The sequence below is a fragment of the Mammaliicoccus sp. H-M34 genome, from assembly GCF_022386495.1.
Lineage (GTDB): Bacteria > Bacillota > Bacilli > Staphylococcales > Staphylococcaceae > Mammaliicoccus > Mammaliicoccus fleurettii.
This window is the reverse complement of sequence record NZ_JAJNIK010000002.1, coordinates 228,958-255,953: the sequence shown is the minus strand read 5'-3', so window position 1 is coordinate 255,953 and position 26,996 is coordinate 228,958. Positions and strand designations below refer to the sequence as shown.

Sequence of the window (26,996 nt, the reverse complement as noted above, 5' to 3'; positions counted from 1 at the left end):
AGAGGTGTTAATTATGAATAAGTATATAAACTTAATGATTAATAAATTTGAATCTTATATTTACATGTTAGATAGCATTGAGCCAACTAATGACACCGCAAAATTTTTAAACGACAAAGTTATTTATAAAGAAATAAACAATGTTTGTAATTATCTTAAGTCATTTAATAGTCGAACAGAAAAGTTCATCTTATATACAGATTATTTAGAGTTACTATGCACAGTTTATGATGACGTACAGTCTTCACATACTCAAAGAAATACTATGATTGTTGCATTAAACAACGCGATTCATCGCTTAAATAAAATAAATAAGGAACTTGCATATGAAAGTCATTAATCCAAGTATGCCTGAACCTTACAAATATGAATCTGATTATCGAAAAATACCAAATAAATATCTTCAACAAAACATACCTAAAGGCCGTGGTATGATTAAATGGGCACCATTTGCGACAATGCCACAACAATACGAAACGATTAAACAGTTTATAAGAGATCAAACAAAGGTTGATAAACCTATATTAGAGGACACTGCATTAAACGATTTAAATCATGTTTTAGCAGAGAAGATATTCTATAATCCAAAAGCATCAATTAAATATTGGGATAATGGTTATTTTAAAGAAGTAGATTGTGAAATAAATAAATTTGATAGTGAACGAAATAAGTTAGAAGTGCTTAAAAATAATGAGTTGCTAAAGCTAAATATGGATTGCATTGTAGAGATAGAATAAGCGTTAATAAGGGGGGATTTCCTACTATGATAAATGTAGAGAAGATAACAAATGAGAATCAAAAAGCACTTAAACTGCCCAATGAAAAGTTTGAATTATACGGAAAATTAATCGTTACAAGAGCAAATAATTTATGGAATTATCATGAAATTTTAACTGAAACTGAAACAATGGTTTTTCCAGATGAAAATTATCAACTAGACATAATTAATCAAAATGGATTTGCACTTGGTGCTTTTGAAAATAGTAAATGTGTAGGTTTAGCAATTTTCGAAAATAATTGGAATAAATATCTATATCTAAGTGATTTAAAAGTGGCTTCATCACATCGCAGAAAAAATATTGCTTCAATGTTGTTAGATGCAGCAATATCAGAAGCAAAAACAAAAGAAATATGTGGACTATATACAATTGCGCAAGACAATAACTTAAGCGCTAATCGCTTTTATTTACGTTATGGATTTGAAATAGGCGGATTAAATACGAAAGACTATAGTTTCACTAACCAAGAAGGTAAATATGATATATATTACTATTTAGATTTTTAAAATATAAATAAGCATATCACTAGAACTGATTACTACAGTTTTACAGTGATATGCTTATTTTTTATAAGAACAACCAAAAAGTACAAATCAAATTTGTTTAACACATATACATGTCCTGGACACTATTTTGTATTGTTAAATATATAATCACCTATATATTTAGATGATTCTCCTTTTTCTAAAGAACAGAATTTCTCATAAAACTTCTCTATCTTATCTTTATATTTTTCTTTATGTTCGTCAATATTTTTTAACTCTTCTGCTAATTTAAACTCATCTGTTATAATTTCACCTGGTAAGTCAGTCATATAATCCATATAGAATCCTCTTAAACCTTTATCATACTTTTCAATATCATAAGCAAAAAAGAATTGAGGTTTCTTAAGAATACCAAAGTCAAACATAACCGAAGAGTAGTCTGTAATTAAAGCATCAGATATTAAGTATAATTCAGAAATATCATTATAATTAGATACATCAATAGCAAAGTCTTCATATCCATTTAAATCTAGAGCATTAGAAATCAAATAATGCATTCTAAGTAATATGACATATTCGTCACCTAACTCTTTTTGTAAATTTTCTAGATTAATTTTTAAATCAAATAAATACTTTCCTTTTTTGACAAATTCATCATCTCTCCATGTAGGAGCGTACATAATGATTTTTTTTCCTTCTGGTAAATTCAAATCTTTTTTTATTTGTTCAATATATTCTTGATCATTACTTCTATTAACTAATACATCATTTCTAGGATAACCAATTTCCATCGTTCTTTCTTCATCCATCCAGAAAGCAGTTTTAAAAATATTTGTTGAATATCTGTTTGGAGAAACTAAATAATCCCATCTTGATGTTTCAGCATAAAAATTCTTTTTGTAATTAGACGTAGTTGTACCTGGCATTCTAACAACTTTCATATCGTTAGCTAATCTTTTTAATGGTGTACCATGCCAAGTTTGAATATATATTTGATTTTCTTTCTTGTTTAAATAAAGAGGTAGTCTAGCATTGGTAACCCAAAACTTTGCTTTAGAGTATGCATCGTAATATTCTTTAGATCCTTTTTTAACTTTCTCAGCATTTCCGATAATTACATTTTGTTCAGGTTTGACAAATACCCAAATATAATTTAACTGAGGATAGTTTCTTTGCATATATTCATATATATACTTAGGACTATCACTATAATTTTTGCCACCAAATGATTCAAATACAATTGTGTTTGAATCTACACCATCTTCTTTATCAAACAATTGATACTTAGAACGATTTTTCAATTTATTATTTTGTAATATATTTTTTACATGTCTACTTACATATCTAAGATTATTAACATACTTTGCATTTTCGATCGCATTCATAGATAAAAATAGTATCTCTAAGTTGTATAAAATCTTAGCGTCTTTCATTAAGTCCCACTTTAAAGATTTAACCACCTTAACTAATGGTTTCTCAAGGGTATTGTATCTCAACTCAATATCTTTTAAAGATGGATCGAAGCCATTTTTGATTTCTTTTTTCATTTTATCAGTTAAGAAATGAATTACTTTTTTATTATCAGTTCTTTCAATAGAATCGAAATAGCTATTAACATAGTCTTCAAATGTTAATATAAATTCTTGGTCAGTTAGAGTATTTCCTTCAAATGGATCGTATACTTCACCTCTATAATAAAACGGAAAATCAAATATTCTGGCAAATCTTTCAACATACTTCATATAATCAAGTACAAATGAAGCATCAGTGTATATTTTCAAATTTTCATTAAATCTAATGTTATGAGCTTGTATAATTGCATTTTTAAATAAAATATTACAAACAGTATTCTTTCTTAAAAATGAATTAGGATTAGATTTTTGAGTTAAATATTCAACTCTTACTTTATCTTTATTAACGTATTGTGGTTTATTCATAGTGAATTTGTGTATAGGTGCTACTAATCCATCCAATCCGTTAACTTTAGATAAATAATACTCAACTGAATAACTTGCTAGTTGGTCGTCTGCGTCTAAAAACATAACATATTGTGTATTTACATGTTCTAAAGCAATATTTCTAGCATGTGCATGACCTGAATTATTTTCTAATGTAATAAAATTAATGTGTTTATCATAGGTATTAATCGACTCTTTAACTAAATTAGCTGATGAGTCAGTTGAACCATCATCGACAATAATCAAATCAAAGTTTTGATTTCTTTGACTTTTTATACTTTCTATACAATCTAATATATGATCTTTATTATTATAAAATGTAATAATAATCGATAATTTATTCATTTTTTCTCCCCATTTTTTCAAACTTTTAATATTTTAATTCATCTAGTAAGTTTTTATAATTATTAATTGCAGATTCTAGACTAAATCTATTATTCAATTTTACATCTTTCAAAGGTATATTTCTAGCATTTTCCATAGCTGTTGCAAGTTCGTCAATATTGTCTTTTTCTACTAGAATGCCATTTTTATTATTTTCTATTAATTCACTTGAACCATATTTAATATTGTAAGATAAAACTGGACATCCATTATTTAAACTTTCCATTATAGTAAGTCCAAAACCTTCAAATTTACTAGTTAAAATAGAAGCAATTGAATTTTCGAAAACTTTTTCAGGATTACTAGTGTACCCTTTAAATTCTACATATTCATTTAAATTCAATTCTTTCACTAGTATTTTTAATGAGTTCAACTCTCCATCTCCATCTTTACCATATATAAGTAATTTTGAATCATTACCTTTACTTATATATATACTAAAAGCTTTAATAATATGATCAATTTGCTTTTCTTTTGAAATTCTACCAACGTAACAAAATTGATTGTTTTTCTCGTTAATTTCATGAGATTTCATTTCCTCAACAAAATGTGGAATTACTTTGAATTTATCATCTTCAATTTCGAAGTCTTTTTGAATATCTTTTTTTTGATAATCAGTAAGAACTATATACTTATCAATAATATCATCACTATTTAAAACCAACTTATAAGAAGCTCTAATTCCTCTTTCCACTAAATGAGTGCTATGAAACACAACTACCCTTTTTAAATTTTTATCACATTCTATTAAAGATTTATCCAATAACCTAGCATCATTAAACACTATTGATTCATCTTCAAGAACATTATTGAAATAATAAGTAAACATCTCTTTTTCATTTCTAAAAAATTTAGCTGGTCTATTTCCTTGATAAAGCGTTATATACAAAATTTTATTCTTCTCAACATCAGAATAGTATTTTTTTAAATATATATCTCCTACCTTATTATAATATTCTTCGTATAATTTATTATAACTTGTTGGCGAATAGTTAGTAATTCTATGAAGCACACCATTTCTTGTATACTCTCTTCTTTCTAACCTTTTACTTGATATAGGCGACATAAAATCTTCGAACAGCAAAATTTTAGTACCAAAGTAAAATTTTCTATATAACACATATTCATCCTTATTATAGTATCTAACAATGTTTTTATTAATTTTTTCATTTAAGTGTTCAATAGTGTACTCAGTTTCTTTCTTTTTTTTAGTAAAAATTGTTGGACTAGAATATCTTTCAAGCAATTTGTCGTTAGATAGCCATTCATAAATATTTTTTATTTCTAAAGAATCACTTATGATATTTCTTTTCTTAAAGTCATCATAAACATTAAAATAATCCGGATTATAATTAGTAGTGTGGATAACAGACTTTTGGTTTAGATGTTCTTCTAAAAACTTAATTCTGTACAATAAGGATTTAGTTCGACCCCCATGTATCTTTGGTAGTATCGATGTAATAGTATATAACATAAAACTCCCCCACTATTTAATTTATAACAATATAAAAAAGTCTCACTCATTCGAGCGAGACTATGATTATCTACGATGTTTAACTTATATATAGTAAACCATAATATTAAGAAAATGTAAATTATCATATAAAGTCACTAACTGACTTTAGTTAAGTTATTTAAACTAATAATTCCAAAGTTTTAATAACCCCACTTTTATTATTATTTACTGAAATTAGATTTGCTGCTTCTTTTAGTTCTGGATATGCGTTATCCATTGCTACTTTATACTTAGCTGATTTAAATAAGTCGATATCGTTTAAACCATCTCCAAAAGCAATCGTTTCAGATGGGTCTATATTTAAAATACTTTGTATTCTATTTATAGTCGTTCCTTTATTAACACCTAATGTTGTAATATCAATCCAATAATGTTCAGAAGCAACTATATAAACCTCATTTTTAAAGTAACCTATTTGTTCGGCTGTATTCTTACATTTCCCTTTAATATCATGAACAGTAATCTTTAAGAAATCACTTTTTATTTCTACAAAATCTTTTATGTATTTCACATTTTGATATGATCCATGCACAAATTTACGTTCTTCTTCAGAAGTAGATTCTAAAACATAAGCAACTTCTTCTGTACAAGCTATAATAGTCTGTTCTTCATCTATTTCTTTTAACGATTCAATAATATTTAAGCCTAAATTATTATTGATAGTAGCTGTATATAGAAATTCTCCATTATACTTTATACGCGTAGCACTATCTCCAATGATAAAAGTATCGTTACTCAAATCTCCCACAATATTTTCGACTCTTTCGCATTGTTTCCCAGTACAAAATACAAATCTAATATCTTTAGAATCCAGGTTTTTCTTTAATGCTTTAAATGCTTCTCTATTAAAATCACTATTACTATCTAAAAAAGTCCCATCCATATCTGTTACAACTAATTTAATATCCAATTTAATACCCCTTTTTATACGGTTTAATTATATTGTACCGGTATAATAAAAATTGTACAAATGATTTTGTTTTTATTAATATCCCAATATTATAAAGTGCCACCCATTTATAGATAGCAAAAAACCCTCTAACCGATGTGGTTAAAGGGTTTTATTTCTAAGGGCAACTATTTAGCGTATTCGGTTGCTCTCATCTCGCGGACAACTGTCACTTTAATATGCCCTGGATATTGTAATTCACCTTCTATTTGATCTTTAATATCTCTTGCTATCCTATGTGCCTTCAAGTCGTCAATATCTTCAGGAGAAACAATTACTCTAATCTCTCTACCTGCTTGTATTGCAAAGGCTTTTTCTACACCTTGATAACCTTCTGATATTTCTTCTAATCTTTCTAAACGTTTTACATAATTTTCTAAAGTTTCACGTCTAGCTCCTGGTCTTGCAGCACTTAATGCATCTGCTGCTGCTACCAATATAGAAATGACTGATGTTGGATCTACATCCCCATGATGTGAGTGTATTGCATTTATGACTGTATCATGTTCATGATATTTCTTTGCAAGTTCTACCCCTATTTCAACATGGCTACCTTCAACTTCGTGATCAATAGCTTTCCCAATATCATGTAATAAACCTGCTCGTTTTGCTAAAGTGACGTCTTCACCCAATTCAGCTGCTAACATTCCTGAAAGTTGTGCAACTTCTACAGAGTGTTTCAGTACACTTTGGCCATAACTTGTACGATATTTCATTCGTCCTAAAATTTTAACCAATTCTGGATGTAAGTTATGAATACCTAATTCAAAGGTAGCTTGTTCACCTGATTCTCTCATCAGTTCATCAACTTCTCTTCTCGCTTTTTCAACCATATCTTCAATTCTACCTGGATGGATACGTCCATCAGATACTAAATTAGTTAAAGCTGTCTTAGCGATTTCTCTACGAATTGGGTCAAATCCAGATAAAATTACTGCTTCTGGTGTATCGTCTATTATTAAATCTACACCTGTCAATGTTTCTAAAGTACGTATATTTCGACCTTCACGACCGATAATACGACCTTTCATTTCATCGTTAGGTAGATTAACAACTGATACAGTTGACTCAGAAGTATGATCTGCAGCTAATCTTTGCACTGTTGTTGCTAACAGTTCTTTAGCTTTCTTATCTACATTTGTTTTTAGTTCGCGTTCTTTGTCTTTTACAAGTACAGCAATATCATGTGACAGTTCTTCTTCAACTTGTGAAAATTGCTCTTTACGAGCTTCTTCACGTGTTAGTCCGGAGATGCGTTCTAGTTCTTGTTCATGTTTCGTTATTATTTCTTGAACATTACTCTCTTTTGCATCTACCTGTTGTTGTCGCTCTTCAATTTTAGCTTCTTTGTTTTCTAGAATTTCATCTTTTTTGTCTAAAAGATCAGATTTGCGCTCTAAGTTTTCTTCTTTTTGAAGTAATCTTGCTTCTTGCTTTTGTAGGTCACTTCTTCTCTCTCGTATTTCACTATCAAGATGATCTCTAATTTGTTGATTTTCTTCTTTTGCTTCAATCAACTTTTCTTTCTTTAGGCTCTCAGCTTCTTTATTAGCCTCACTTATTATATAGTGAGCAGACTGACGGGCTTGATCTTGCTTTTTCGTTAAGCTATTATGTGCGAAAAAGTATCCTACAACAACACCTAGAATAACTCCTAGCAAAATGAGTAAGAGGGTTAATAAGTCCACATAAACACCTCCTTCTATCTAGGTTCTATGTCTTATATATACAAAAATATGATTAAATGGAACATTGGAATCATACAACTCAATTGTACGTTTAAATTTGTACAAGTGTCAAGGACATGGACTTTATTTTTAATACTCTTTTATAAAAAAACATTCTACAAATCTACTTTTAAAAAAGTGATTTATAGAATGTTTAAATTTATAGATAAACACAGTTTAGTCTAATAAAGTTTCTTGTCCTGGACTTCCTGTCTTTTCAGCTTTATCTTCCTTTTTAGCTTTGTCTTCTTTTTTAGCTTCTTCTTTCTTTTTACCATTGAAGCCTAATTCATCTCTTAAAAGACCATCAATTTCTTCAATAATTGCTGGATTTTCTTTTAAATAAGATTTAACATTTTCTTTACCTTGACCCATACGTTCTCCATTGTATGAATACCAAGCACCAGATTTATCAACAAAATCATATTCAACAGCTAAGTCTATTAACTCACCTTCACGAGAAATACCTTCACCATACATGATATCTACTTCTGCTACTCTAAATGGTGGTGCAACTTTATTTTTAACAACTTTAATTTTAGTACGGTTACCTACAACTTCTTGTCCTTGTTTCAATTGTTCAGCACGGCGTACTTCTAAACGGACAGAACTATAGAATTTAAGTGCACGTCCACCAGGTGTTACTTCTGGATTACCAAACATAACGCCAACTTTTTCACGAATTTGGTTTATAAATACTGCAGTTGTATTAGATTTAGAAATTGCTCCTGATAATTTACGCAAAGCTTGACTCATCAATCTTGCTTGTAAACCAACATGAGTATCTCCCATTTCGCCTTCAATTTCTGCTTTAGGTGTTAAAGCAGCAACTGAGTCAATAATTACGATATCCACAGCACCACTTCGTACAAAAGCTTCAGCTATTTCTAATCCTTGCTCACCATGGTCAGGTTGAGATAAGTATAGGTTATCAATATCTACGCCTAAGTTCTTAGCATAAACAGGATCTAATGCGTGTTCAGCATCAATGAAAGCAGCTACGCCACCTTGTCGTTGTGCTTCGGCAATAGCATGTAAAGCTACTGTCGTTTTACCAGAACTTTCTGGTCCATATATCTCTATGATACGTCCTTTAGGATATCCACCAACACCTAGTGCTTTATCAAGTGTGATAGATCCACTAGAAACTGCAGATACTTCTCTACTTGTATTATCCCCTAGCTTCATTACTGCCCCTTTACCAAAGGATTTTTCCATATTCTTAATTACTGTATCGAGTGCTTTCTGACGGTCGTTCACGCGATAACCTCCTATATATATAAAATGAATTTACTTGTTTAATTAGCTATTATTACTATATCTGGTTTCGTTCTAAATTGCAAGCATAAAGCGAATATTTGTTCGTGTTTTTGTGTTCGTTTTTTGAAAATATGCGAACATAGGTACCGATATTATTAAATTACGAATCTCATCGTAATAAGTTTAAATATTCAATAAGTGCTATATTGCTTATTCTATCACGTCTTCCAGCATATGATTGGCTTAAAGAAGAAATAAATTTTTTGTTTTTTTGCTTATGCGAAATATAAACTGTAGACTCTTTATCATCTTGCAATAATAAGATGGTGCTTTCTACTTTAAATACTTCTTTTAACTTTTTAGTGATTTCTTCACTCGTATCATTTTGTGCAATATTAAGTACACTGTCTGACCAATCATTTTTAACTGTATAAGCTTTTAAGTACTCTTCACTTTTCTCACTAAGCTTTAACCTTGAATATAGTACTCCATCAGTTATGCCGTCATAAATTACAAAAGGTTGATCTAATTCATTAAATACCGCTTCTTCAATTGATAAATCATCACTGCCATAATAGTACTTACCAATTCTACTTAGAATTTCTTCTTTTACAGGCTTGATTAATTCGAGCGCTTTTTGTTTCGTTTCTGTATTTGCAGTTATTCTTAATGAAACTTCATGTTGACCTGCTAAAGGAGCTATTGTAGGATTTGTTTGATTATCTATTATATCCATCAATTCTGTTTCTAGACTTGATTCACCTATTCCAGTAAACTTTAATGACTCGGAGAAAATCACATGCTCTTCATTTAAGAAATATGGTATAAGATATTGATTGACCATAGGCTGAAGTTCTTTTGGTGGACCTGGTAACAACACAATTTTTTTGTTATCTAACTCCAAATACATGCCTGGAGCCATACCGACATCATTATTTAATACATCACTACCTTCAATAACAAGCGCTTGCTGTTTATTATTAGGCGTCATAGTGCGATTTTCATTTTTAAAATATCGCTCTATATGATCCATGGCTTGTTGATTTGTTTCAAGACCTCTCTCTAACACTTGTGCTACTGTTTGTTTCGTCAAATCATCCTTAGTTGGTCCTAATCCTCCAGTGAGAATAACAACATCATGGTTAAATAATTCTTCTTTAAAAGTTCTTTCTAATCTTTCCGGATTGTCACCAACTGCAACATGTCTCACAACACTTGCACCAAGTTCATTTAATACTTTTGAGATAAATTGAGCATTGGTATTCGCAATTTGTCCTAATAATATTTCAGTACCAACACTTAATATGCTCACTTTCATATATGTTCCTCCTAAAGAAAAACCTACAAACTCAATGTTGTAGGTTGATTGTCATTATTATTTTGATCCTTTAAATACATCTCTACCATTATAAAAATACTCTATTCCAGATAAAATAGTAAAGAATGTAGCCACATACATTAGCCATTGCCCTAAATTAATTTGCCATAAAGTAGAGAAAGGTTCTTGTAGTAAAATAAATACAATAGCTACCATCGTAACCGCCGTTTTAATTTTACCTAATTGACCTGCTGCACTTACAAATCCTTGTTCTATTTGCAATAATCGTAACCCCGTTACTGCAAATTCTCTCGCTATAATAATGATTGCGATAACAGAAGATACTTTATCTAGTTCTACTAATGCAATTAATGCACTAGCTACTAATAATTTATCAGCTAATGGGTCTAAAAATTTCCCCATGTTTGTTACAAGTTCCCATTTTCTAGCTAAATAGCCGTCAAACCAATCTGTAACAGAAGCTAAAATAAAGATAATACCTGCTATAAATTGTTCTACTCGCATTTCTTGACCGAACAAAAAGCTCATTTGTCCCATATTAAAATCAACAAGTAAAAATAATACAAAAATAGGTATTAAAATAACACGTAATACCGTTAACTGATTAGGAATATTCATATTCTTTCTCCTTCTTTTCATACAAACACATAATAATACTATTATAAATCAATCGCTTATATAATTAAATGATAATTATTAATAATACCCAAGCAATAAGACATACGCCAAAGAAAGTAACCATTTGAGTAATTAACTTAGCGACCATTTTATTCTCAGATATTTCTGTTTGGCTTCTTTTCTCTTGTGTTAATAAACGAAATGCTTCTTTTGCAGATGGCGTTGTTTTAGGCAATTCACTTTGATGTTTATCAATTAATTCTGCAGGACTTACATTAATTGCAGATGCATACTTAGTGATGAATCCTCTAGCGTAATCAGGATTTGGTAATTTTTCGAATTCATTTTTTTCAATCATCACTAAAAATGGTCTCTGTATCTTAGTCTTTTTTTCAAGTTCAACTAATGTCATACCTAACTGTTCTCTTTTATTCCTTAATGTTTCCCCAATATATTTCAAAATATATTCACCTCAGCAAAATTATTCAAAGAAACCAAATCCATCTCCAAATGCCATATTGTCATTTGTAAATAAATCATTTTTATTCAATTGTTCGTATGTAATTTCTTGATCTTCAGTTTCTCTCAATTCAATAATATAATCAAAATCTTCAAGACTATATTCAGAGCGCTGCACAAATAAATCAGGATGTTCAACGACTTTAATAGTTGGTAAACTCATGACTTCTCTAACCAACTGTTTATGCTTTTCATCTGTCTGTTTAGATGTTACAGCACCATCAATTATATAAACGTTCTCGTCTCCATATTCACCTTTTAAGAGAGAGCTTCTCACAGTTTGTTTAATCAGAGTTGAACTAATAAACAACCATTTCTTATGTGCACAGACACTTGCTGCTACTACTGACTCTGTCTTACCAACTCTCGGCATACCACGTACACCAATCAATTTATGTCGATTTTCTTTAAAAAGTTCAGCCATAAAATCAACTAACAAACCTAAATCTTTTCTTTCAAATCTAAATGTCTTTTTATCATCAACATCTCGTTTAATATACCTACCATGTCTTACTGCCAATCTATCTCTTAAACCAGGTGTACGTAATTTCTTTATGGTAATATCATCAATTTCTTTCACGATATTTTCGAAGCGTTTAACTTTATTCATATCATCTGTTTTAATGAGCAAACCTCTTCTACCTTGGTCTACACCATTAATCGTAATAATATTAATACCTAAAATACCTAATAGACTAGATATATCCCCTAATAATCCTGCTCTATTTACTTGAATATCATATTCTAAGTACCATTCTTTTTTAATTACTTCTTCCATAATATCCACCCCAATATTAAATATACCATCCTCCGTTAATTCGAAGTACTTGGCCAGTTACACTTTGAGATAGCGGGTTTAGTAAATAAGCTACAGTCGCACTAATCTCTCCAGTCGTAACAAAACGACCTTGTGGTATTTCTTCTTTTAACTGTGTTTGAGTAATTGCATCAAGTTCATCTGTCATTTTACCATGAACAACGCCTGGAGTTATAGCATTAACTGTAATTGATGTTAAAGCTAACTCTTTAGCTAATGACTTTACAAAACCTAATTGTGCAGCTTTCATAGTTGAGTAAATCGTTTCGTAACTTGCACCTGTTTCTCCCCAAATTGAAGATACAACAATAACTCTTCCATTTTCACTTTTTCTCAGTCTATCTACAAATAATTGTACTACCTTAATTAAAGAAAAGACATTTATATGGTATTGTACATCAATTTCTTGATCAGTAAAGTCTTGAATAGATCCAAATGACGATTGTCCAGCTACGTATATCAACTGATCTATATGTCCTACTGATTCTAATTCACTTATGTCATTCCTTATTGCAAGATCAAACTGTAGAAAACTAACTGCTTGTCCTTCGTATCTTTGTTTAAGTAGATTTAAATCCGAACTATTATAATGTAGTATGACTTCATTACCAAGTGATAAACATTCGTCTACTATTGAAAGTCCAATATCGCCGCTTCCACCTATTATAAGCGTTCTAGCCATTTTGTTTCACCAAACGACTTTCAACTATATTGTCAAAATCAATTAATGATTTCAATGTTTGCTGAACACTATCAACAGTTACTGATTCTAATATATCAATCAGTTCAAATAGCTCAACACCTTCAAAATAAAACTTCGTATATTGATTTGCAATATATTCTGGAGAATTCAAACTTGAAATAATTTCCCCTAATGTTTGTTTTCGGACTCTTTCTAATTCATCTTTATTAAAACCTGTATTAATATAATTATTTAATTCTCTAAATAAAGCATCTTTAAATACTTTATGGTTATCTGTTGTTACAGCTAGAATTAAGTAACTATATGTCATTTCATTAGCAAATTGATAACCAAACGTATCATCAATAATACCTTCTTCAAGAAGTCCTTGATAAAAATCTGTCTGTTCTCCAAACATCAAGTCTAAAGCAATCATCATTTCCATATCATTTTTAACTCTATTTTTGTCTGAAATTGTATTAGGCTCGAATTTAAAAGCTAACATAGACTTCTCTTGTATTATATCCATTTTTGTTTCGATGTAAGGCGTATGCACCGATGTAGGTTCTTCTATAGGTTTTCTTGTAATAGGCGGCATTTCTTTCATATTTCTTGCAGCCTCATGTTTACGCACTAACTCTATTGTGTCTTCTGGACTTACATCTCCAACAATAATTAACACCATATTCGCAGGATGGTAAAACGTTTCATAAGATAAATATAAGTCTTCAGCAGTTATTTTATAAATGCTGTCTACTGAACCAGCAATATCTACTTGAACTGGATGATTATGATAAAGTGCTCCTAAAGTTTGAAACATTAATTTATAATTCGGCTGTTCTTGATACATTTTAATTTCTTCAGCTATAATACCTTTTTCTTTCTCAACAGTCTTCTCTGTAAAATAAGGACTCTCTATCATTTTTAATAGTCTCATAATATTGTTATTTATATTACCAGTCGCGCTAAATAAATAACTCGTTCTGTCGAAAGTCGTAAAGGCATTAACTTGTGCATCATTTTCGGCAAAGCTAGTAAACACATCGCCTTCTTCTTTTTCAAAAAGTTTATGTTCTAGAAAATGTGCCACACCATCAGGAACTGAGACAAATGCTTCTTTCCCGTGTGGTTTAAATGTATGGTCAAGTGAACCAAAATTAGTCGTATATGTTACAAAAGTTTTAGAAAAACCTGCCTTAGGAATAACAACCACTTTTAATCCATTGTCTAAAGTTTCTTCATAAACTGTTTCATCAATCTGTTCGTAATATTGATTACTCATTATTTTCACCTTCAGTCAGTATATATATTGTATCCAATTGTCCAAGTTGAGCAATATTTTTAATGTCATCTATCGTAATTGATTCTATTTCTTTAATCCAATCATCATGATTATATACTGATTGATAACGTGCATGTGTATGTAATAAATCAATCATTTGTCGTTGCTTATCAAACGTCTCTCGTGCATGAGATATAAGAACTTTTTTAGCTAATTCTAACTTTTGCTCGTCGAAGTTCCCTTCCTCTAAATCTTTATAAATGTCCAATATCGTGTCTTTAGCTAATTGAACTTTATCTTTGGAAATTCCACCAACAATATATAAAAAGCCATTTCTAGCATCAATTTGAGAATGAATAGAATATGCCAAACTTTGTTTTTCTCGAACTTCGCTAAATAATATCGAGGATGCATCTCCACCTAATAACATATTCAATACTAAAAATGAATAATATTCTTTAGAATGGAATGCAATTGGGAATCTATAGCCCATATTTAACTTAGCTTGATCAATTTTAGTATAATCCACTATTTCTTTTACTTCTTCAATGACTTTTAATGATGAAGTTTCAATTTCTAAATGACTATTGTGATCAAAACTAAAATAATCATTACAAAGTGCTTTAACTTCGTCTAATTCAACGTTTCCAATAATATATGTAGAAATTGCGTTTTCATGAAGTAAATCATGATATGTATCAACTAATGATTCTGGAGTCACATTATCAATGTCTTCAAGACGACCAGATGCTAAATATTTATATGGTTCATCCTCAAACATATGATTCATGAACTGAATAAACGCTCGTTGCGACTTGTTATCTTCTATTGCAGTTAATTTTTTATGTAAAAGTGATTTTTCTTGCTTTGTATATTTTTCATTGAACTTTCCATTTTCAATTAATGGATTAAATATTACTTCGTGTAATAATTGAACGGCATTTTCAAATAAGGATAACTCACTTTTTAAGTATTTTTCATTCACTATTTCAATACCAATCGTCATAATATGATTATTTGCTTGTTTATTTACATAACTAAATAAATGTGCACCGTATAAATCAGCGAGTAGATTATTCATCTCTCTATCTGTTTGATACTTTTTAGTTATTCTTGTTATTAATTTACTTAAAATTGACCTAGATGTAATCGTAGCACTATTTAAAGGCGCTACAAATTTAAAAACTATCGTAGTTGTTTTAAACTTTTCTGTTGGTATTACATAAACATCGTTTGATGCTAATTGTATATGTTCTGTAGTAATCATCAAATACACCTCTCTTATATGTATATATATACAGAAACAAAGCAACAATTGTTACTTTGTTTTCCTCAATATATTTATTATATCCTATTTCTTGTAATTCGAAACTTTACAAGACTACTTTTGAAATAATTTAAAGAATAAAGAACCGGTGTACCATGTTCATTATAATGTATCTGTGTTAATAACATCATAGCATCGTCTGGTTCAGAGTTAAGTATTTCACTTATATAAGGTTCATAGCTTATAGATTCTATAGATGTATTTGCATGCGTAATTTTAAACTCTACTTTACTTTCTATTGCTGATAGTATTGAAGAATTCGAACGGTAGTCACTACATGCAAATAAATCAGTAGCAATTTTATCTAAACAATATACAACTGGTTCTCCATCAGCAGTTCGCAATCTTTCAATTACAGATATCATGGCATCTTTTTCTAAATTAAGAACTTCTATATCTTTTGAAGTAGCAACTTCTTCATCTAAACTGATAAATTCTGTACCCGCCACTTCTCCATTCTTTTCTATCATTTTAGTAATACTTAACAATTCATCTAAAGGATAATAGTAAGGTTGTGTCGGTTTAACAACTGTGACATCCCCAGATTTTTGCGATAGGATTTGTTCAGTGACAAGTTCATGTATAGCTTTTTCAATTTCTTCATAATTTACTTTCAACAATCTTTTGATTTCGAACTCATTAGGTATCGTTTCACCAGGTTTAATTTCTCCTGATTGAATTTGATCTAATATCCAGTTCTTAACAAAATTTGTAGTTGCATCTGTAGACATAATATCCCCCTATTCCTCTTGATAAATATCAACCAATACTTGTCTAGGTTTACTACCTGATTGTGGTCCAATAACACCATTGTTTTCTAAATCGTCCATTAATCTAGATGCTCTATTATAACCTATTCTAAATCTTCGTTGTAACAAACTAGCACTTGCTTTTTGTTCTTCAACAACAAATAAATATGCTTCTTTATAAAGTGCATCTTCACTTTCCATTTCACTCGCTTCAGTAGGTTCATCAGGTTCCATTTCTTTCACATAATTAGCAGTTTGTTCTCCAACTACATGCTGGACGACTGTCTCTACTTCACCATCTGATAAGAATGCACCTTGTATTCTTGTTGGTTTTGATGAATCTCTTGATAAGAATAGCATATCTCCTCTACCAAGTAGTTTTTCAGCACCACCACCATCTAGTATCGTTCTAGAATCTGTTGCAGAACTTACTGCAAAGGCAATTCTCGAAGGTATATTTGCTTTAATACTACCTGTAATAACATCTACAGAAGGTCTTTGCGTCGCAATTATTAAATGTATACCTGCTGCTCTAGCTAACTGAGCTATTCGCATAATTGATGATTCCACATCTTTCCCTGCAACCATCATTAAATCTGCAAGCTCATCAACAATAACTACGATATATGGTAATTGTGCTTGCTTTTCTTCCATTTCTTGATTCGTACGTTCAATAAATTGATTATATCCTTCTATATTTCTCGCACCTACATGTTGGAATAAGTCATATCTTTTTTCCATCTCTGATACAACTTTTTGTAATGCTTGATTTGCCTTTTGAGGGTTTGTGACTACCGGCGTTAATAAATGCGGCACACCATTATAAACATTTAATTCTACCATTTTAGGGTCAATCAGCATTAGTTTCACTTCATGTGGTTTAGCATTCATTAAAATACTCGTAATAATACCATTAATACAAACTGATTTACCACTACCAGTTGCACCAGCTACAAGTAAATGAGGTAATTTATTTAACTCTGCTGTAATTGGCTCACCAGAAATATCTCTACCAAGTGCTACTTCAAGTTTATTTGTCGTAGGTTTCGCTTCGCTTAACACTTCTTTTAATGTAACCATTGAAATATGTTCGTTTGGCACTTCAATTCCAACAGCAGATTTACCTGGAATAGGTGCTTCAATTCTTATGTCTTTAGCTGCTAAATTAAGCGCGATGTCATTACTTAAATTGACTATTTTGTTAACTTTCACACCTTGAGCTGGCTGAACTTCATATTGAGTAACAGCTGGACCAATTCTAATTTGTGTTACTTTAGCATCTACATTAAAGTTTCTTAATGTTGCTTCTAGTAACTTGCCTTTTTCTTGAACAGTCTTTTTTGAAACCGATTGAGATTGAGGTGGATCATTTAAAATATCTAATGATGGTAATTTATAATTTAAATTCTCCGTTTCATCTATAGTTGATTCATTGATTTCACTTTCGACAGGTTCAGTATTTTGTGGTGATCGCTTCGGCTGTTGCTTTCTTTTAGCTTCTAGTTTTTCTTGTGATTCATAAATTGGAATATCTTCATTCACTGGTTCTGGTTCAACTGTTGAAACTTCATTAGTAGGTTCTAGTTCTTTTAAGTTCGATACATCTTTTGGTTGATTTTTTTGACGCTTTTCTTTTTCTAATTGTTTAGCTCTTGCTTTCTCTTCACGTTTTTTTTCTAAATTAGTCATTTTTGATTTAGTTTTGCTTTGAGCAATATCAAAAGTTGATTTCGTTATGTCACGATGTCTTTTCTTAGAAATTAAAATAACACTAGATATTAATATAAGTATTGTTAATAAGCTATAACCAAAAACAGATATTAGTTTACTCAAAACGTTAAAAGCATAATAACCTATGTATCCACCACCATTAAAGTAAAATGAATTTCTTTCTAAACTTGAGTACGTTTCACTTATTGTCATTTTAAAAGTATCAAAAGACTTATCTTTAAAATATAAAATCAATTGCATAACAAAAATTAGTGCAACTTGAAATATAAGTAGACCATTTAGTCTTCTTGTAAATTTCAATTTACCGTTTATTGTAATTAGCAGTGATATAACCGCAATGAGAATATATGTGAAGTACTTAGAGTAACCGAATAAAAAATGAAAGAAGCTATCTATCATTAATCCTATAAATCCTAATTGAAAAACTCCTAGCACTAATAAAAACAGCACAATCATTTGAATGACATATTTTAAAGTATTATCCTTTTGCTTTTTCTTACCACGTGTTGTTTTTCTTTTACTAGTTGCTGGCTTCTTCTTTTGTACCATCTTGAAATAGCCTCCTTATCAATAATGCAAAAAATAAGCCCATGATTGGGCTTATTTGACTGTTAATAAATCTTCCATAAAACAATCCATTAGATTTCAGAAATAATAGGAATAATCATCGGGCGACGCTTCGTTTGTTCATATAAATATTTGCCGAGTTTATCACGCATATTTTGTTTCATTTCAGACCATTCAATTTTCTTTTGGAGTAATCCTTCTTCAACAATTTCACGTACTTTTTCTGAAGCATCATTTAATAATTCTTCACTTTCTCTTACATATACAAATCCACGTGATTGAATTTCAGGTCCTCCAACAATTTTTCTGTTCTTAGGATCTAATGTTACTACAGCTATAAATATGCCATCTTCAGCTAATAAGTGTCTATCTCTTAAGACAATATTACCTACATCTCCGACACCAATTCCGTCTATTAATACATTCCCTGCTGTTACTTTTTCATTGGCAAGCATTTTTTCACCATCAAAGTTAACAACGTCACCTTTTTCAAGTAAGAAAATCTTCTCAGGATTCACACCAGTTTCAGCAGCCAATTTCGCATGTGCAATTTGCATTTTAAATTCACCTTGTACAGGAATAAAGTATTCCGGTTTCATTAAATTAAGCATCATTTTAAGTTCTTCCATACAACCATGACTTGAAGCATGCGTCTTTTTATTATTAGGCATGATATGTGCACCAGCTTTAACAAGCTCATTTAAAGTTTGTCCAATAATAACTTCCATATTTGCAGAGGCAGTAGTAGAAATGTAAACATTATCCCCTTCTAAAATATTCATAATTGGATGTCTTTGTTGAGCCATTTGACCTAGTGCTTCAATTGGTTCACCTTGCATACCAGTTGCAATGATAATCATTTCGTTCTTAGGATACTTACTAATATCGTGAACAGGAACTAATAAGTTTTCTGGTATATTAAAATAACCTAGTTTACGTGCTACGTTAAATGAACTTTCTAATGAACGTCCTAAGAATGAAACTTTACGATTTAATTTGCTTGCTGCGTTTAATACTTGTTGTATACGGATAAAGTTAGATGCATAACAAGATACAATGATTCGACCATTTGCTTTAGCAAATTCATCTACTATATGACTTTCAATAACATTTTCCGGAACATTATATCCAGGCTTTTCTGCTTCTGTTGAATCACTAATTAGTGCAAATACACCATTTTGACCAATTTCAGTCATTTTAGCAATATCTGGTGCATATGCCCCTTGTAAACTTTGGTCGAATTTAAATTCACCAGTATATACGATAGATCCGTAAGATGTATGTATACATACACCTAAACTATCTGGGATTGAATGTGTTGTATTAAAGAACGTTACATTAACATTTTTAAATCTCATTACTGAATCTTTATTTACTGTATAGTAACGTACTTTTTTATTTATTTTTCTAGCTTTCATATGGTCTTTTACTAACGCAATCGTTAATCTAGAACCATAAACAGGTGCATCTAGTTTCTCAAGTATATAACTTACTGCACCAATTGAATCTTCATGTCCATGTGATAAGAAGATACCTTTAAGCTTTTCTTTATTTTCAATTACATATTGTATATCTGGTATAACAACGTCTACACCTAACATTTCATCTTCTGGAAACATTAAACCAGCGTCTAACATGAACATTTCTTCATCCACTTCAACGATATACATATTTTTTGCGATTTCTCCAACACCACCAAGTGGTATGATACGAATTTTATCATTTTTCTTTTTAATTAAACTCAAAATTGTTCCTCCTAAATGTAGTCCCGTCCATAATATATTTATTTAATCATACCATTTATATAATCGTTTACACAAGCACATACAACAGACTTATACATAATTAAAATAAAGGAAGAGAATATTTTTACTTCTTATTACGATATATATTATTTCTCTGTAAGTATAAATTCAGAATAAGACGCTTCAAGTAATATTTTTGTAGCTGTTTTAATATCTTTTAACTGAATTTGATTGATTTCTTTTTCAAATTTATCGTTTGAAATAAGTTCGTTATGAAACATGATTGAACGCGCATTTCTTGTCATTTTATTTTGATTAGATTCAGAAGCCATTAAGAAACTTGTTATAATATGACTTTTTGCATCGTCTAGTTCTTCTTGCGTGATGCCATCTTTGAGTAAGTTTTCAAGAACTTCTGTAATCAACTTGCTTGAAGCATCTACGTTCTCTTTATCTGTTGCAACATAGATTGTCAACAAGCCATCGTTCGGAAAGCTTTGGAAATCCGAATAAACATTATAGCAAAGACCGTGTTCTTCTCTAAGCACTTGGAATAATTTAGAACTCATCGTTTCACCTAATATTGTATTTAATATATTAGTAGAATAATAGTGCTCATCATTATAGCTTGGTGCGACGTAGCTTCTCATAAAGTGCGTTTGTTCAAGTTCATTTTTATAGTAAGTTTCTTTCTTTTCAATAAACTGCATTTTTTGTTGATCTTCATCAATAGCAATACTCTGCTCATCTGTTAATCGTTCGATTATTTCTTCTTTTAAAGATTCGCTGTACGCGCCAGCAACAGAAACGATTAATCGATTACTTTGATAAAATTTTTCATGAAAATCGACTAAAGTTTTTCTATCAATTTCATTAACACTTTGTGGTGTACCTAAAATCATTCTACCTAATGGTTGATCTTTATAGATTTCATTTTCTAATTTATCCAATAACCATTCTTCAGGTGTATCTTCAATCATTTTAATTTCTTCAAGGATTACTTTTTTCTCACGCGTAATTTCTTCTTCTATAAATAAAGGATTCTTAACCATGTCCAATAATAAATCTGTTGCTTTTTTTTCAAATCTTTTTAAAGTTTTACAGAAGTAACAAGTATAAAGCTTAGTTGTGTATGCATTATTATATCCACCAATTTTATCAAATTCAGTTGATAATTGCTGTCTTGAATACTGTTTACTTCCTTTAAAAAGCATATGTTCCATAAAATGGGCAATACCTTCAGGATAATCTCCTTCATTAGCTGTACCAGTCTTTACATATACACCAATACTAATTGTTTCACTATTAGGAACATCTTCAAATATTAATGTTGTACCATTTTTTAATGTTTTTAATTCTGTCATTCTATCACCTCATAATAAAAATAGGGACACGTGAATGTCCCTATTTAAAGCATTTATTTAATTATATTACTATTTTTGTTCTTTTTCTTCATCCAATAACACTTTACGTGAAGCATTTACACGTCCTTGACGGTCAATTTCAGTAACTTTCACTAAGAATTGATCACCAATTTTTGCTACATCTTCAACTTTGTTAACTCTTTCGTTTGAAAATTGAGAGATATGAACTAGTGCATCTTTACCTGGGAATATTTCAACAAATGCACCAAATTTCTCGATACGTTTAACTGTACCCATATAAATAGCGCCGACTTCCGCTTCTCTTACGATATCTTCAATGATTTTACGTGCACGATCAATCATTTCTTTATCTTTAGAACCGATAAATACTGTACCATCTTGTTCAATGTCTAATTTAACACCTGTTTCATCAATGATTTCATTGATTTTTTTACCTCCAGGTCCAATAACATCTCTTATTTTGGCTGATTTAATATGCATGATTTCTATTTTAGGAGCATATTGACTTAATTCTTCTCTAGGCTCTCTTAAAGTTTCTAACATGTGGTTTAAGATATATAGTCTACCAATTCTAGCTTGTTCAAGTGCTTCTTTTAAAATTTGCTCACTTAAACCATCAATCTTGATATCCATTTGAATTGCAGTAATACCTTTTTCAGTACCTGCAACTTTAAAGTCCATATCACCTAATGCATCTTCCATACCTTGAATATCTGATAAAATTGTATAATTATCATCTTTAGTAATTAACCCCATTGCGATACCTGCAACTGGCGCTTTAATTGGTACACCAGCATCCATTAATGCTAATGTTGATCCACAAATTGAAGCTTGTGAAGATGAACCATTAGATTCAAGTACTTCAGATACAACTCTTATTGTATAAGGGAATTCTTTTTCATCTGGAATTACTTGTAATAAAGCACGTTCTCCTAATGCACCGTGTCCAATTTCACGTCGACCTGGTCCTCTTACTGGGCCAGTTTCACCAACTGAGAAGTTAGGGAAATTATAGTGATGCATGTAACGTTTTTGTTCTTCAGTACCAAGTCCATCAATAATTTGATGTTCTCCAAGCGCACCTAAAGTAGCAACTGAAAATGCTTGTGTTTGTCCACGTGTAAACAATCCAGAACCATGCGCTCTTGGTAATAGACCAACTTCTGATGCTAATGGTCTAATTTCTTCAGGATTACGTCCATCAGGTCTAATTTTATCTTCTGTAATTAAGCGACGAACTTCATCCTTAACAAGTGTATCTAAAATTTTACTTACAGACTTTAGAACTTGTTCGTTATCAGGATCTTCTTCATTATCGAAATGTTGAAGCACTTCATCTTTAACAGCAGATATATTAATATCACGTTGTTGTTTTTCTTCAGTTCTTATTGCAGCGTTTATGTCTAAAGCTTCAGCTTTTGTACGAACTGATTCTTCAAATGAAGCTTCAATTTCTACTGGAATAAATTCTGCTTTTACAGGTTGAATTTCTTCAATAATTGCTTCTTGGAATTCAACAAGTCTTTGTATTTCTTTATGTCCGAACAAAATTCCATTTAACATCATTTCTTCAGTTACTTCTTTAGCACCTGCTTCAACCATGTTTACTGCATCTTTATGTCCTGCTACTTGTAAATCCAATAAAGAAACTTCTTTTTGCTCTACATTTGGATTTATAACATACTCACCATCTACTAAACCTACATTTACACCTGCAATAGGTCTTTCAAATGGGATGTCAGAAACAGATAATGCCATTGAAGAACCAATCATTGCTGCCATTTCTGGAGAACAATTTGAATCTACACTCATTACAATTGATATTACTTGAACATCATGTTTATAGCCTTTAGGAAATAGAGGTCTAATTGGTCTATCAATTAATCGACTTGTTAAAGTAGCATCTTCACCAGGTCTACCTTCACGTTTATTAAATCCACCAGGAATTTTACCTGCTGCGTACATTTTTTCTTCGTAATTTACCATTAATGGGAAAAAGTCTACATTTCTAGGTTCTTTAGATGCAGTTGCTGTTGATAATACAACTGTATCCCCATATCTTACTAATACTGCACCATTAGCTTGTTTTGCTAATTGGCCTGTTTCAATTATTAATGGACTGCCTGCCCATTCTGTCTTAAAGACTTTTTTCTCTTGAGACATTTATGAATCTCCTCTCATACAATTAATCTCTTATATCATACCATTATATACTTATTTTTTATATTTATTTATAAAAAAAATCGAAAGAAATCTGATCGATTTCCTTCGATTGATATTGTGATTAACGACGTAATCCTAATGATTTGATTAAATCACGGTAACGTTGAACATCATTGTCACGTAAATATGTTAATAAATGTTTACGACGACCAACCATTTTTAATAATCCACGACGTGAATGATGGTCTTTCTTATGTGTACGTAAATGTTCGTTTAAAGTAGTAATTTCTTCAGTTAAAACTGCGATTTGTACTTCTGGAGAACCCGTATCTGTTTCGTGTACGCGGTATTCTTTAATTAGTTCGTTTTTTCTTTCTTGTGAAATTGCCATTGTCAATTTCCCTCCTATAATTGTATTCACCGTAAACCTGAGCGAATCGTCGGAGTGTCGATTAGCCAAGGAATAGGCACTTAAACTATTATACATAAAAGCATATTATCTTTCAAGCAATAATAACGATTTCGCTTCTTCTTTATCTTTTGTGATTTGACTTACGAGTGCATCTATTCCATCAAACTTTTGTTCTGGTCGAATAAAGTGATGCCAATAAACTTCAACACGCTCTCCGTAAATACTTTCATCAAAATCAAATATATTTACTTCAATGCTTATTTGAGAAACAGAAGGGTCATGGAATGTCGGTTTAACACCAACGTTACATACACCTTTATACGTTTTATCTCTAGATTTAATAAGTATAGTAACTGCGTATACACCTTTTCTAGGTAAAACATAATCATCAACCGGTTCTACATTAGCCGTTGGAAATCCAATTGTTCTACCTCTTTTTTCACCTTGTACAACCATTCCTTTAATAACATAAGGTCTACCAAGAGCCAAATTACACGCTTCAATTTCACCAAGTTCAAGTGAAGCTCTTATATCCGTTGTAGAAATTTTATCATCGTCTTGCAAAGTTTGTTTAGATACTACATGTACGCTAAAAGGATAATCATTCTCTTGTAAAGAAGACATATTACCTTTTCCATATTTACCAAAACTAAAATCATATCCTGCAATAACAGCTTTCACATGATTTTGTATGAAATACTGATCTATAAAATCATCTGCAGATACATTTGCAAAAGTTGAAGAAAAGTTTACTACGAAACAATAATCGACGCCTAATTTTTCTATTGATTCTATTTTGTCAGCAATAGGTGTTAAATATGTTGTTCGCTTCTTCTCAGGATTCAATACTACTGAAGGGTGTGGATCAAATGTCATAACTGCTTTCTTTAAATGTTGATCTTTAGCTACTTTAATCATTTTTTGAAGTACTTTTTGATGCCCTAAATGTATGCCATCAAAAAATCCAATTGCTAAAGCAATATTTTCATTTACAAATTGTGTTGATTTTATTGGGTGTGTAATTTCTATAACTTCCATCAAAATACTCCTTTAAAGAAAAACTTTTTTCGGCTTATATAATGCACTGTTTTTTTCGTATGTATCCATTATTGCTATGGCTTTTTCTTCATACCAAACAACGAATATACCATCATGTTTATGTTCGTCTATTAAATGTTTTTCTATTTTTTGTCCGTTTTGAATTCTTTTAACGATGTCTTCATCATTTATCGTTATTTTTTCTAAACCATTCAATCCATATTCTAATGGAAGAAGCACATTTTGTAACTTATCTTGCTCAACTATTTCTCTTAAATCATCCAATTTAACAGCTTGATCGAGTGAAAATCCACCACTTTTTAATCTGATCAAATGAGACATATGTGCTGGAAAGCCTAATAACTCACCCACTTGGGTTGCTAAAGTTCTAATATAAGTCCCTTTACCACATTCTACTTCGATTTCAAATTTGCAGATTTGGTCAACATATGAAATTTCTGAAGTTAATTCTATGCTATTAATAACGACTTTACGAACAGGTCTTTCAACTTCAATATTTTGTCGTGCGTATTCATATAATTTTTTGCCGTTTACTTTTACAGCAGAGTACATAGGTGGTATTTGTTCAATCTCACCAACTAATTTATTCAATGTAAATCTTATATCTTCGGTACTCCATGTATGCTCATTTACAATTTTCTGTTCTACTAATTCACCTGTTTGATCTTCAGTAGTCGTACTAAAACCAATCGTAACTTCTGCTTTATATTTTTTGCCACTTTCCATAACATAGTCACTTACACGTGTTGCTTTACCAATACAGATAGGTAATACACCACTCACTTCCGGATCCAATGTTCCCGTATGACCAACTTTTTTTGTCTTTAATATTTTACGAAGTTTAAACACAACATCATGGCTTGTCATGCCTACTTCTTTATGAATTGCTAATATGCCATCCAACTTTACGACCTCCAAAACATGCTTCATTTCAATATAAGTTTACATGAAAATGCAATTAAAAAGAAGAAATAACTGATAAACTGTAAAAAACCTAATAAAGACACCTGATAAATTCACTTTTCCGTGAAAGTACCAGGTGCTTAAATTCAATCAATTATTCAAACTTTAGTCATTACGATTTAAATCTTGAATCATACGTTCAATCTTATTACCATAATCGATTGATTCATCATATTTAAAATGTAATTCAGGTAGAATACGTAATTTCATACGACTTCCAATCTCAGATTTAATGAAACCTTTACCTTTTTCTAAACCTTTAAATGTATCTTCTTTTTCTTTATCTGTTCCTAATACTGTTAAATAAACAGTAGCATGAGATAAATCACCAGGAAGTTCTACATCTGTAATCGTTAAAAATCCAACTCTTGGATCTTTAAGTTTATTGTTTATAATATCCATTAATTCTTTTTTCATTTGTTCGCCAACGCGTTCAGAACGAATACTCATTTCTTTCACCTCTTAATATTCAAATCTCTATTTATACATTATTAAATTATAACACATGCTTGTTGGCTTAAAAAGACAATCATATCGAAGTTTAGGTAGTTTAAATATTATGATAAATGTGACATTATTT

General features: G+C 30.6%; 24 protein-coding genes. 3 read left to right on the top strand and 21 right to left on the bottom strand.

The window, feature by feature from the left end; all coding sequences use genetic code 11:
* Positions 1 to 13 precede the first annotated feature (13 nt).
* From LQ608_RS03465 to LQ608_RS03455, 3 genes are read left to right on the top strand one after another with little or no spacing between them, the layout of a single operon-like run.
* A complete protein-coding gene (locus tag LQ608_RS03465) occupies positions 14 to 340 on the top strand; it encodes a hypothetical protein (RefSeq protein WP_239749596.1) in 327 nt (108 codons plus the stop codon).
* Positions 327 to 737: a YolD-like family protein gene (locus LQ608_RS03460; RefSeq protein WP_078356270.1), complete on the top strand. Its 411-nt coding sequence runs from the start codon at positions 327 to 329 to the stop codon at positions 735 to 737. The genes LQ608_RS03465 and LQ608_RS03460 overlap by 14 nt, the downstream gene beginning before the upstream one ends.
* 26 nt (positions 738 to 763) lie before the next feature.
* On the top strand, positions 764 to 1,285 hold the full coding sequence (locus LQ608_RS03455; RefSeq protein WP_239749595.1) for a GNAT family N-acetyltransferase: 522 nt from the start codon (positions 764 to 766) through the stop codon (positions 1,283 to 1,285).
* A 122-nt stretch (positions 1,286 to 1,407) separates the two neighbouring features.
* On the opposite strand, the gene LQ608_RS03450 is transcribed toward LQ608_RS03455, so the two are convergent.
* From LQ608_RS03450 to rbfA, 21 genes are all read right to left on the bottom strand, one after another.
* Positions 1,408 to 3,567, bottom strand: a complete 2,160-nt coding sequence (locus LQ608_RS03450; protein ID WP_239749593.1) for a bifunctional glycosyltransferase/CDP-glycerol:glycerophosphate glycerophosphotransferase — start codon at positions 3,565 to 3,567, stop codon at positions 1,408 to 1,410.
* A 25-nt stretch (positions 3,568 to 3,592) separates the two neighbouring features.
* Positions 3,593 to 5,080 (bottom strand): glycosyltransferase, encoded by a 1,488-nt coding sequence (locus LQ608_RS03445; RefSeq protein ID WP_239749591.1) that lies wholly within the window; start codon positions 5,078 to 5,080, stop codon positions 3,593 to 3,595.
* Positions 5,081 to 5,240: 160 nt separating this feature from the next.
* Positions 5,241 to 6,032, bottom strand: a complete 792-nt coding sequence (locus LQ608_RS03440; protein WP_239749590.1) for an HAD family hydrolase — start codon at positions 6,030 to 6,032, stop codon at positions 5,241 to 5,243.
* Positions 6,033 to 6,199: 167 nt separating this feature from the next.
* On the bottom strand, positions 6,200 to 7,759 hold the full coding sequence (gene rny, locus LQ608_RS03435; RefSeq protein WP_078356186.1) for a ribonuclease Y: 1,560 nt from the start codon (positions 7,757 to 7,759) through the stop codon (positions 6,200 to 6,202).
* 216 nt (positions 7,760 to 7,975) lie between these two features.
* The gene (recA, locus tag LQ608_RS03430) at positions 7,976 to 9,016 is read right to left on the bottom strand and encodes a recombinase RecA (RefSeq protein WP_237687696.1); all 1,041 of its coding nucleotides are present in this window, start codon (positions 9,014 to 9,016) and stop codon (positions 7,976 to 7,978) included.
* Positions 9,017 to 9,227: 211 nt separating this feature from the next.
* Positions 9,228 to 10,376 carry a CinA family nicotinamide mononucleotide deamidase-related protein gene (locus tag LQ608_RS03425; RefSeq protein WP_239749588.1) on the bottom strand — a complete coding sequence of 383 codons (1,149 nt, stop codon included), beginning with the start codon at positions 10,374 to 10,376 and terminating at the stop codon, positions 9,228 to 9,230.
* A 57-nt stretch (positions 10,377 to 10,433) separates the two neighbouring features.
* Positions 10,434 to 11,015, bottom strand: coding sequence for a CDP-diacylglycerol--glycerol-3-phosphate 3-phosphatidyltransferase (gene pgsA, locus LQ608_RS03420; RefSeq protein ID WP_078356183.1), 582 nt, complete (start codon positions 11,013 to 11,015; stop codon positions 10,434 to 10,436).
* Positions 11,016 to 11,079: 64 nt separating this feature from the next.
* The gene (locus LQ608_RS03415; protein ID WP_107509944.1) at positions 11,080 to 11,475 is read right to left on the bottom strand and encodes a helix-turn-helix domain-containing protein; all 396 of its coding nucleotides are present in this window, start codon (positions 11,473 to 11,475) and stop codon (positions 11,080 to 11,082) included.
* Between the two features lie 21 nt (positions 11,476 to 11,496).
* Positions 11,497 to 12,312: a YmfK family protein gene (locus LQ608_RS03410; protein ID WP_078356181.1), complete on the bottom strand. Its 816-nt coding sequence runs from the start codon at positions 12,310 to 12,312 to the stop codon at positions 11,497 to 11,499.
* Positions 12,313 to 12,328: 16 nt separating this feature from the next.
* Complete coding sequence (gene ymfI / locus LQ608_RS03405) at positions 12,329 to 13,033, bottom strand: elongation factor P 5-aminopentanone reductase (RefSeq protein WP_203153588.1); 705 nt, start codon at positions 13,031 to 13,033, stop codon at positions 12,329 to 12,331.
* On the bottom strand, positions 13,026 to 14,315 hold the full coding sequence (gene yfmH / locus LQ608_RS03400) for an EF-P 5-aminopentanol modification-associated protein YfmH (RefSeq protein ID WP_239749585.1): 1,290 nt from the start codon (positions 14,313 to 14,315) through the stop codon (positions 13,026 to 13,028). The genes ymfI and yfmH overlap by 8 nt, the downstream gene beginning before the upstream one ends.
* Entirely contained in the window at positions 14,308 to 15,582 is a 1,275-nt protein-coding gene (yfmF, locus tag LQ608_RS03395; RefSeq protein ID WP_239749584.1) for an EF-P 5-aminopentanol modification-associated protein YfmF, read from the bottom strand. The genes yfmH and yfmF overlap by 8 nt, the downstream gene beginning before the upstream one ends.
* Positions 15,583 to 15,659: 77 nt before the next feature.
* Positions 15,660 to 16,373, bottom strand: coding sequence for a GntR family transcriptional regulator (locus tag LQ608_RS03390; protein WP_078356177.1), 714 nt, complete (start codon positions 16,371 to 16,373; stop codon positions 15,660 to 15,662).
* Between the two features lie 9 nt (positions 16,374 to 16,382).
* Positions 16,383 to 18,671, bottom strand: coding sequence for a DNA translocase FtsK (locus tag LQ608_RS03385; protein ID WP_239749583.1), 2,289 nt, complete (start codon positions 18,669 to 18,671; stop codon positions 16,383 to 16,385).
* 89 nt (positions 18,672 to 18,760) lie between these two features.
* On the bottom strand, positions 18,761 to 20,434 hold the full coding sequence (rnjB, locus tag LQ608_RS03380; protein WP_078356175.1) for a ribonuclease J2: 1,674 nt from the start codon (positions 20,432 to 20,434) through the stop codon (positions 18,761 to 18,763).
* 146 nt (positions 20,435 to 20,580) lie between these two features.
* Positions 20,581 to 21,798: a M16 family metallopeptidase gene (locus LQ608_RS03375; protein WP_203153591.1), complete on the bottom strand. Its 1,218-nt coding sequence runs from the start codon at positions 21,796 to 21,798 to the stop codon at positions 20,581 to 20,583.
* A gap of 69 nt (positions 21,799 to 21,867) precedes the next feature.
* A complete protein-coding gene (pnp, locus tag LQ608_RS03370; RefSeq protein WP_107510130.1) occupies positions 21,868 to 23,982 on the bottom strand; it encodes a polyribonucleotide nucleotidyltransferase in 2,115 nt (704 codons plus the stop codon).
* Positions 23,983 to 24,103: 121 nt separating this feature from the next.
* Positions 24,104 to 24,373 (bottom strand): 30S ribosomal protein S15, encoded by a 270-nt coding sequence (gene rpsO / locus LQ608_RS03365; protein ID WP_078356172.1) that lies wholly within the window; start codon positions 24,371 to 24,373, stop codon positions 24,104 to 24,106.
* A 105-nt stretch (positions 24,374 to 24,478) separates the two neighbouring features.
* Positions 24,479 to 25,432: a riboflavin biosynthesis protein RibF gene (gene ribF, locus LQ608_RS03360; protein WP_239749580.1), complete on the bottom strand. Its 954-nt coding sequence runs from the start codon at positions 25,430 to 25,432 to the stop codon at positions 24,479 to 24,481.
* Between the two features lie 12 nt (positions 25,433 to 25,444).
* Positions 25,445 to 26,383 (bottom strand): tRNA pseudouridine(55) synthase TruB, encoded by a 939-nt coding sequence (gene truB, locus LQ608_RS03355; RefSeq protein ID WP_239749577.1) that lies wholly within the window; start codon positions 26,381 to 26,383, stop codon positions 25,445 to 25,447.
* Positions 26,384 to 26,521: 138 nt separating this feature from the next.
* Positions 26,522 to 26,866 carry a 30S ribosome-binding factor RbfA gene (gene rbfA / locus LQ608_RS03350; protein ID WP_078356164.1) on the bottom strand — a complete coding sequence of 115 codons (345 nt, stop codon included), beginning with the start codon at positions 26,864 to 26,866 and terminating at the stop codon, positions 26,522 to 26,524.
* Positions 26,867 to 26,996 lie beyond the last annotated feature (130 nt).

Bases quoted from the DNA above. Each gene is read 5' to 3' on its own strand.
- ymfI (WP_203153588.1), bottom strand. From the start codon at position 13,033: ATGGCTAGAACGCTTATAATAGGTGGAAGCGGCGATATTGGACTTTCA.
- LQ608_RS03450 (WP_239749593.1), bottom strand. From the start codon at position 3,567: ATGAATAAATTATCGATTATTATTACATTTTATAATAATAAAGATCAT.
- ribF (WP_239749580.1), bottom strand. From the start codon at position 25,432: ATGGAAGTTATAGAAATTACACACCCAATAAAATCAACACAATTTGTA.
- LQ608_RS03460 (WP_078356270.1), top strand. From the start codon at position 327: ATGAAAGTCATTAATCCAAGTATGCCTGAACCTTACAAATATGAATCT.
- yfmF (WP_239749584.1), bottom strand. From the start codon at position 15,582: ATGATTACTACAGAACATATACAATTAGCATCAAACGATGTTTATGTA.
- LQ608_RS03425 (WP_239749588.1), bottom strand. From the start codon at position 10,376: ATGAAAGTGAGCATATTAAGTGTTGGTACTGAAATATTATTAGGACAA.
- LQ608_RS03445 (WP_239749591.1), bottom strand. From the start codon at position 5,080: ATGTTATATACTATTACATCGATACTACCAAAGATACATGGGGGTCGA.
- pgsA (WP_078356183.1), bottom strand. From the start codon at position 11,015: ATGAATATTCCTAATCAGTTAACGGTATTACGTGTTATTTTAATACCT.
- LQ608_RS03465 (WP_239749596.1), top strand. From the start codon at position 14: ATGAATAAGTATATAAACTTAATGATTAATAAATTTGAATCTTATATT.
- rpsO (WP_078356172.1), bottom strand. From the start codon at position 24,373: ATGGCAATTTCACAAGAAAGAAAAAACGAACTAATTAAAGAATACCGC.
- rbfA (WP_078356164.1), bottom strand. From the start codon at position 26,866: ATGAGTATTCGTTCTGAACGCGTTGGCGAACAAATGAAAAAAGAATTA.
- pnp (WP_107510130.1), bottom strand. From the start codon at position 23,982: ATGTCTCAAGAGAAAAAAGTCTTTAAGACAGAATGGGCAGGCAGTCCA.
- truB (WP_239749577.1), bottom strand. From the start codon at position 26,383: ATGAAGCATGTTTTGGAGGTCGTAAAGTTGGATGGCATATTAGCAATT.
- LQ608_RS03375 (WP_203153591.1), bottom strand. From the start codon at position 21,798: ATGACAGAATTAAAAACATTAAAAAATGGTACAACATTAATATTTGAA.
- LQ608_RS03455 (WP_239749595.1), top strand. From the start codon at position 764: ATGATAAATGTAGAGAAGATAACAAATGAGAATCAAAAAGCACTTAAA.
- LQ608_RS03390 (WP_078356177.1), bottom strand. From the start codon at position 16,373: ATGTCTACAGATGCAACTACAAATTTTGTTAAGAACTGGATATTAGAT.
- LQ608_RS03410 (WP_078356181.1), bottom strand. From the start codon at position 12,312: ATGGAAGAAGTAATTAAAAAAGAATGGTACTTAGAATATGATATTCAA.
- yfmH (WP_239749585.1), bottom strand. From the start codon at position 14,315: ATGAGTAATCAATATTACGAACAGATTGATGAAACAGTTTATGAAGAA.
- LQ608_RS03385 (WP_239749583.1), bottom strand. From the start codon at position 18,671: ATGGTACAAAAGAAGAAGCCAGCAACTAGTAAAAGAAAAACAACACGT.
- recA (WP_237687696.1), bottom strand. From the start codon at position 9,016: ATGGAAAAATCCTTTGGTAAAGGGGCAGTAATGAAGCTAGGGGATAAT.